This is a genomic window from Cupriavidus sp. HMR-1 (assembly GCF_000319775.1).
Lineage (GTDB): Bacteria > Pseudomonadota > Gammaproteobacteria > Burkholderiales > Burkholderiaceae > Cupriavidus > Cupriavidus metallidurans.
The window spans coordinates 1-6,525 of the sequence record NZ_ANKP01000181.1 but is presented as its reverse complement, the minus strand read 5'-3'; the positions used below and the strand labels follow the sequence as shown (position 1 = coordinate 6,525).

The 6,525-nt window shown below is 66.3% G+C and carries 5 protein-coding genes; all 5 read right to left on the bottom strand.

The window, feature by feature from the left end; translation table 11 throughout:
* Positions 1-2,172: FUSC family protein (locus D769_RS19765; protein WP_008648698.1), on the bottom strand; the 2,172-nt coding region annotated here is incomplete at its 3' end.
* An 85-nt stretch (positions 2,173-2,257) separates the two neighbouring features.
* Positions 2,258-4,072, bottom strand: coding sequence for a M61 family metallopeptidase (locus D769_RS19760; protein ID WP_008648697.1), 1,815 nt, complete (start codon positions 4,070-4,072; stop codon positions 2,258-2,260).
* A 64-nt stretch (positions 4,073-4,136) separates the two neighbouring features.
* The gene (locus tag D769_RS19755) at positions 4,137-5,138 is read right to left on the bottom strand and encodes an MDR family oxidoreductase (RefSeq protein WP_008648694.1); all 1,002 of its coding nucleotides are present in this window, start codon (positions 5,136-5,138) and stop codon (positions 4,137-4,139) included.
* A 110-nt stretch (positions 5,139-5,248) separates the two neighbouring features.
* Positions 5,249-6,007, bottom strand: a complete 759-nt coding sequence (locus D769_RS19750) for a DsbC family protein (RefSeq protein ID WP_008648688.1) — start codon at positions 6,005-6,007, stop codon at positions 5,249-5,251.
* A gap of 123 nt (positions 6,008-6,130) precedes the next feature.
* The coding region (locus D769_RS19745) for an FAD-dependent monooxygenase (RefSeq protein WP_008648687.1) at positions 6,131-6,525 on the bottom strand (395 nt) is incomplete at its 5' end.

The window sequence follows — 6,525 nt, the reverse complement described above, 5'->3', positions numbered from 1 at the left end:
GGCCTGCGCCAGCACCTCGGCCTTGCGCCGGTCCGCCGAGTCCGCGATACGCGCGCGGCGCTCGCTCGCATCGTCCTCCGTGGTATCCGTGGCCGACGACGGCGCGCTCTGATGGACCATGCCCACGCCGGCCACCGCCGCCTCCGTCGGTGTGCGGATGAATCCCGCGCCACGCGCCCCATGCCGTTCCTGGCCCGCCAGCCGCTCGCTGGCCAGCGTCAACGACCGCACGGCTGCCTCGGTGGCCTGCTCGATCGAGGCCTCGGCTGCGGGCACATCCAGTTCGCCGTAGTGCTGCCGCACCTGGATCCGGGCAGCGGCCACGTGCGCGGCCACCAGGTAGTTCTGCACGATAAAGCGGCTCAGGTTATCCACCGCGCGCTGCCGGCTGCGCGGCTCGTCGAGCATGCGCTGGAACGACGAGATCAGCGCCGACAGCGCATCCATGAACTGCTTGCGCTGCACGCGGTATGCGAAGTCGTCCTGCGCCTTGCGCAGCAGCAGATCCCGCGTAGCCGCAATATAGCGACGGTTGGCCTGAAGCACGTTTTCCACCAGCTTCGGAATGGCGCGGTACTCCCAGCTCGGCAGCACGAAGCTGAACACGGACGCGATGATCCCGCCGATCACGGTATCGACCAGCCGCTCGCCCACCACCGTCTGGCTGCCCGGAATCAGCAGGTTTATCTGGATCAGCACCTGCACACAGGCGGCAATCGCGGTGTAGCGGTACTTGATCGTGGAGAACGCCGCGCTGGCCACGAGCGCCAGATAGAGCACGCCCAGCAGCACTAGCGGCGCATGAATCCAGTGCAGGATGCCGACGCTGATAATGCAGCCGATCAGCGTGCCGATCAGACGATCGTTGTAGCGCTGCTTGGTCATGCTGAAGTTCGGCTTCAGGATCACCACGATGGTCAGCAGGATCCAGTAGCTGTGCGACGCGTACGGCAAATGCTCGCCCAGGAATAGCCCGGTTCCCACCGCCAGCGTGATGCGCACCGCGAACCGGAACGCCGGCGAGCGCCAATTCAGGCTGTCGAGCACCACGCCCAGTTCGTACTTCTGGCGCGTCAGGAACGGTGTCATGTCAGAACCAGGCAGCACTTGCGCCGGCTCCACCGGCGTGCGCGAAGCCTCGTGCAATTGCCCCATCAGCGTGACCGCGCCCCGAATCATGTCGAAGGTATCGACCAGTGCCGTCATCGCCGAGGCCGACACATTGAGGTGGCGCAGCTGGGCGATCTCGTTTTCCACCGCGCGCAGGTCCGCCGCGTAGTCGTACGCGCTGTACGACGGCCGCCCGCGCGTGATGTCGTAGGCGATTTCCTCGAGGTCCTTGCAGAGCCCGAGCACGAGCCGGCGCAACGCGTCGAGCACCGGCGTGCCGCCGAACGTCTGCCGCAGCAGCGGATAGTCGGTATTGGTCGACAGCAGATACTCGTAGAGCTCCAGCATGCGCAGGTGCACCCGCACCAGCAGACCATCGAACGGTGTCTTGTTGCCGCGCAGCACCATGTCGCGCGCGGCCTGCTGGCGCTCAGCCACCACGATCTGCTGGCGCACCAGCCGGTTGAACAGCTCGTCGTAGTCGGTGCCAGCGTCGTAGAACCCCGCCTTGATGTCGAGGTAGGCCGCCATCTCGTAGAGCGACTCCGCCAGGATCTGCTGCCGCGTGCGGCGTTCCATGAACCAGGCCACGCTGATCGCATAGAGCAAGTAGCCCAGCGCGCCCACGCCGAACAGTCCCGCGTGAGACAAGGCCGTGCGCACGACAAATTCCTCGTTGATCGTCAGCGTCATGACGAACAGCATCGAGAACTGCAACGGCATGGTCTTGTTGCCGTAGACCGTCATCATGCCGGCCAGGAACGTGACCAGCACCAGCACGAACGGCATCACGCGCGGAAACGGCGTGGCCAGCGCCACCACCACGGTCACCGCCGTGCAGAGCAGAACGCTAGCCAGCATCTCGTTGAACTTGTGGTTCAGCGGGCTCGGCAGGTCCATCAGGCTGGTGCACAGCGCGCCCATCGAGACGACCATCGCGCTGGGCAGGTCCATGAACTGCATGGCCAGCAGCGTCATGCCGATGACCCCCGTGGCCGAGCGCAGGCCACGGTAGATGTAGTGCGAGTAGAGGAACGTGCGGGGATCGTGCGCGTATTCCATGGGGGGCGATTACAAATGCCGGGTCGGCCGGGTCAAAGGGGAGCCCTGCCGTCGCCAGGGCGACGACAGCAGGGTGACATGCAGGTTACTGGCCGAGCCAGCGCGCTCTCCCGACATGCTTGCCCGTTTCCACCGACACCTTGTACTGCACCGCCGGCTCGCGCGCCAGCGTCACCGGCAACACCTGCAGTTCATCGCGCCGGAACACGTGAAGCTCCACGCGATCACCTGCCCGGTAGCGCCCGAGCAGCTTTTCAAGCTGACCCGGCGCCACGCGCAGCCCATCGACGGCGGCCAGCAGGTCGCCCGCCGACAGCCCGGCCTTCTGCCCCGCCCCACCGTCGAGCACCTGGCTCACGCGCACCCAGCCGTCCTGCTTGGCGGTCTTGATACCGAGCGCGGCCGTGCCGTCCGGTTTCTGGACTTCCGCCTTGACCCCAAACGCGCGGAACAGCGGCACCAGTCCGATCTCGCCCGTGCCTTCGGTCAGCGCGCGCAGCAGGGCGCCGAGCTTCAGACCGGTGACGTCATCGAACAACGCGTAGACCTCCGCCTCGGTCACGCCGCGCTGCGCGGCGCCCGGCGCGTAGAAGTCGCGCCCGTAGCGCTGCCATAGCGCGCGCATGATGTCGTCGAGCGACTTGCGGCCGCGCGTCTTCTCGCGGATCGTCAGGTCCAGCGCCAGCGCCACCAGCGAACCCTTGGTGTAGTAGCTGACGATGGCGTTCGGCGCGTTCTCGTCCTGGCGGTAGTACTTGGTCCAGGCATCGAACGAGCTGTCCGCCACGCTCTGCTTGGTGCGGCCGCTGCCGCGCAGCACGCCGTTCCAGGTCTTGCCCAGCATCTCGACGTACTGCTGGTCGGTCACCAGCCCGGTGCGAACCAGAACCAGATCGTCGTAGTAGCTCGTGAAGCCTTCGAACAGCCAGAGCAGCGGCGTGTAGGTCTCGCTCTCGAGCTGATAGGGCACGAATGCCGCCGGCTTGATCCGCTTGACGTTCCAGGTGTGGAAATACTCGTGGCTGCACAGGCCCAGGAAGGTGCGATACCCCTCGCTGGCCTCGCTGTCGCCGCGCGCGGGCAGATCGTTGCGCGCGCACATCAGCGCCGTGCTGGCGCGATGCTCCAGGCCGCCATAGCCGTCGGTCGTGACCATCGTCATAAACACGTAGCGGCGGTTGCTGTCGAGCATCGGCGCGCGGGCCGAGCGCGGTTCGAACAGCTTGATCTGCGCCTCGCAGATCTTCTTCAGGTCGCGGCAGACACGCTGCAGGTCAAGCTGCGGCACCTTGCCCGTAAAGACCACGTCATGCTGCACGCCGCAGGCGCGGAAGCTGGCCAGCGCGAACGTGCCCATCTCCACCGGATGGTCGATCAGTTCATCGTAGTCGGCAGCCTGGTAGCGTCCGAAGCCGTAGCGCCGCGCGCCACCGGGGCCGCGCGCCTCGGGCAATGCCGTAGCAACGCGCCAGTCGGCATAGGCTTCGCCCGCGGGCGCGTGGATATCGACCAGGCACGGACCATCGTCCTGCCCGACCACACGCAGGAACACCGAACTGCCATTGAAGAAGCCATGCGTGGTATCGAGATGCGCGGCACGCACCGACAAATCCCACGCGTACACCTCGTAGCTGACCACGAGCGGCCCGGCATCCGCCGCCAGCGGCGCGGCCTGCCAGCTCTGCTTGTCGAGCTTGGTCAGCGGCACCGCCACGTCGCCCGCATCGGCCCGTATGCGGACGATATTGCGGGCGAAGTCGCGAATCATGTAGCTGCCCGGAATCCACGCAGGGAGCGTGAAGACCTGGCCAGCGGGATCGGGAACATCCACCGTCACGGTGACGGCGAACAGGTGGGCTTCCGGATGAAGCGGGGCGATGGCGTAGCGGATCGGCGTCATGGTCACGATTGTAGCGTCACGTCCCGGACCGGCCCGGGACGCCAGTGCGCGGCAACCGCCGCCTTCAGCCGTTGACGTTGACCACCACGCGTCCGCGCATGCCGCCTTCGACGATCTTGCGTCCCGCGTCGATGGCCTCCGCCAGCCGGATCTCGCGCGTGATGGCCTGCAGCCGGTCTGGCGCCAGATCCTGCGCCAGACGCTTCCACGCGGTTTCGCGCAGCGGCATCGCCGCCATCACGCTATCGATGCCGGCCAGCGTCACGCCACGCAAGATGAACGGTGCCACTGAAGCCGGAAAATCCATGCCCTGCGCCAGTCCACATGCCGTGACCACGCCGCCATACCGCACCTGGGCGCAGGCATTGACGAGCGTATAGGAGCCGACGGAGTCGACCACGGCTGCCCAGCGCTCCTTCTGCAGCGGCTTGCCCGGCGTGCCGAGTTCGGCGCGGTCAATCACCTCCGCCGCACCCAGCGCGCGCAGGAAGTCGGCCTCCGACGTCTTTCCCGTCGATGCGGTCACGCGATAGCCGAGCTTCGACAGCACCGCTATCGCCACCGAGCCCACCCCGCCCGATGCGCCGGTCACGAGCACATCGCCATCGCCGGGACGCACAGGTCCATTCACGCCACCGCGCTCGAGCGCCAGCACCGACAGCATCGCCGTATAACCCGCCGTGCCAATCGCCATGGCCTGGCGCGTGGTGAACGCGTCGGGCAGGCGGACCAGCCACTCGCCCTTGAGCCGCGCGCGCTGGGCCAGGCAGCCCCAATGCGTCTCGCCGACACCAAAGCCGTTCAGCACCACACGGTCGCCGGCCTTCCAGCGCGGGTCGGCCGATTGCAGCACGGTGCCCGCGCCGTCGATGCCGGCCACCATCGGCCATTTGCGCACCACGGGCGAACGGCCGGTGATTGCCAGTCCGTCCTTGAAGTTGATCGTGGAGTAGTCGACCTCGACCAGCACGTTGCCGTCGGCGGGCAACTGGCTCTCATCGACCCGCGCGATCTCCGCGTGCGTCGTGCCATCGGTCTGGGTCAGCAACAGGGCCTGGAAGGTCATGGTGTCTCCGTTTTCGTCGTCGTTTTCGAAATCAATCCGGGGCGCGGAAATGCAAAGCGGCCGGTAGCAACCGGCCGCTTCATACAGCCGGATGGGGTCCGGCGTCGGGTTTATTTTTTCAGGCTGGCGAGCTTGCGTTCCAGCGTGGCCGCGTCGGCGGCTCCAGGGATTCGCGTGCCATCGGAGAAGAACACCGCTGGCGTGCCCGTGATGTTCAGGTTGTGGCCAAGCTCGAGGTTCTCATCCACCGGCGTCTTGCAGGATCCGTTGCCCGTGAGCGCCACGTGGTTCAGCATCCAGTCGCGCCAGACCTTGGTGCGATCGGCCGAGCACCACACCTGCTTTGCCTTCACCGTGGAATCCGGCGACAGCACCGGATAGAGGAAGGTGTAGACCGTGATGTTGTCCATCTGCTGGAAGGTCTGCTCGATCTTCTTGCAGTAGCCGCAGTTCGGGTCCGAGAACACCGCCACGGTGCGGCTGCCGTCACCCTTGGTCCACTTGATGGCGCGCGACAGCGGCAGATCCGACCACTTGATCTTGTTCAACTCGGCCAGACGCTCCTCGGTCAGGTTCGTGTTGGTCTTGGTGTCGATCAGTTCGCCGTTGATGATGTAGCGAGCGGTGGCGTCGGTGTAGACAAGCTGGCCGCTGACGTTGACTTCGTACAGGCCTGGCACCGGCGCCTTGGTCACGCTCTTGACCTCGGCGCGGCTACCCAGGATCTTCTGGATCGACGCCTTGATGCGATCCGTACCCGGCTCGTCCGCGGCCAGCGCGTGCAGGGCATAGCCGGCGGCGCCCACGCCGCTAGCCAGAGCCGCGATGGCGGCGAAGCGGGCGGAACGGCGGCGGAACATTTGGAACATAGTGACTCCAGGAAAACGATGCGCCGGTCAGTGTGTCGGCTTATTCGTGAATGGTAAATCGTTAATGGGCTGGTTTGTGGCTCGTTTGTGGCTCGTTTGTGGATTCGCCTCTTCCGGCTTGCATCACCCGAGCGCGTGGCCGATCAGAAGCCGCTTGATCAGCCCCTGGCTGCCCACCGCCCGCATCCCCAGATTGCGCACCACACGCGCCGGCGAGCCGGGCAGCGAGAACAACCGGTGCAGGCCGTCCGTGGCGGCGGTCAGCGACAGCAGATCGGTAGCGCGCGCGCGCTCGTAGCGGCGCAACAGGCGCAAATCCCCTTCCGAACGGAACGACTCTTTGTCGGCCATCACCCGCCCGAGTTCCACCACATCGCGCAAACCCAGGTTCATGCCCTGCCCGGCGAGCGGATGGACCACGTGCGCGGCATCGCCGACCAGCGCCACGTGCGGCTGGACGAACTGCTCGGCGCGCTGCAGCACCAGCGGGAAGCCCTGCGCCGGCGTGATGCAGCGCA

Bases quoted from the DNA above. Each gene is read 5' to 3' on its own strand.
- D769_RS19755 (WP_008648694.1), bottom strand. From the start codon at position 5,138: ATGACCTTCCAGGCCCTGTTGCTGACCCAGACCGATGGCACGACGCAC.
- D769_RS19760 (WP_008648697.1), bottom strand. From the start codon at position 4,072: ATGACGCCGATCCGCTACGCCATCGCCCCGCTTCATCCGGAAGCCCAC.
- D769_RS19750 (WP_008648688.1), bottom strand. From the start codon at position 6,007: ATGTTCCAAATGTTCCGCCGCCGTTCCGCCCGCTTCGCCGCCATCGCG.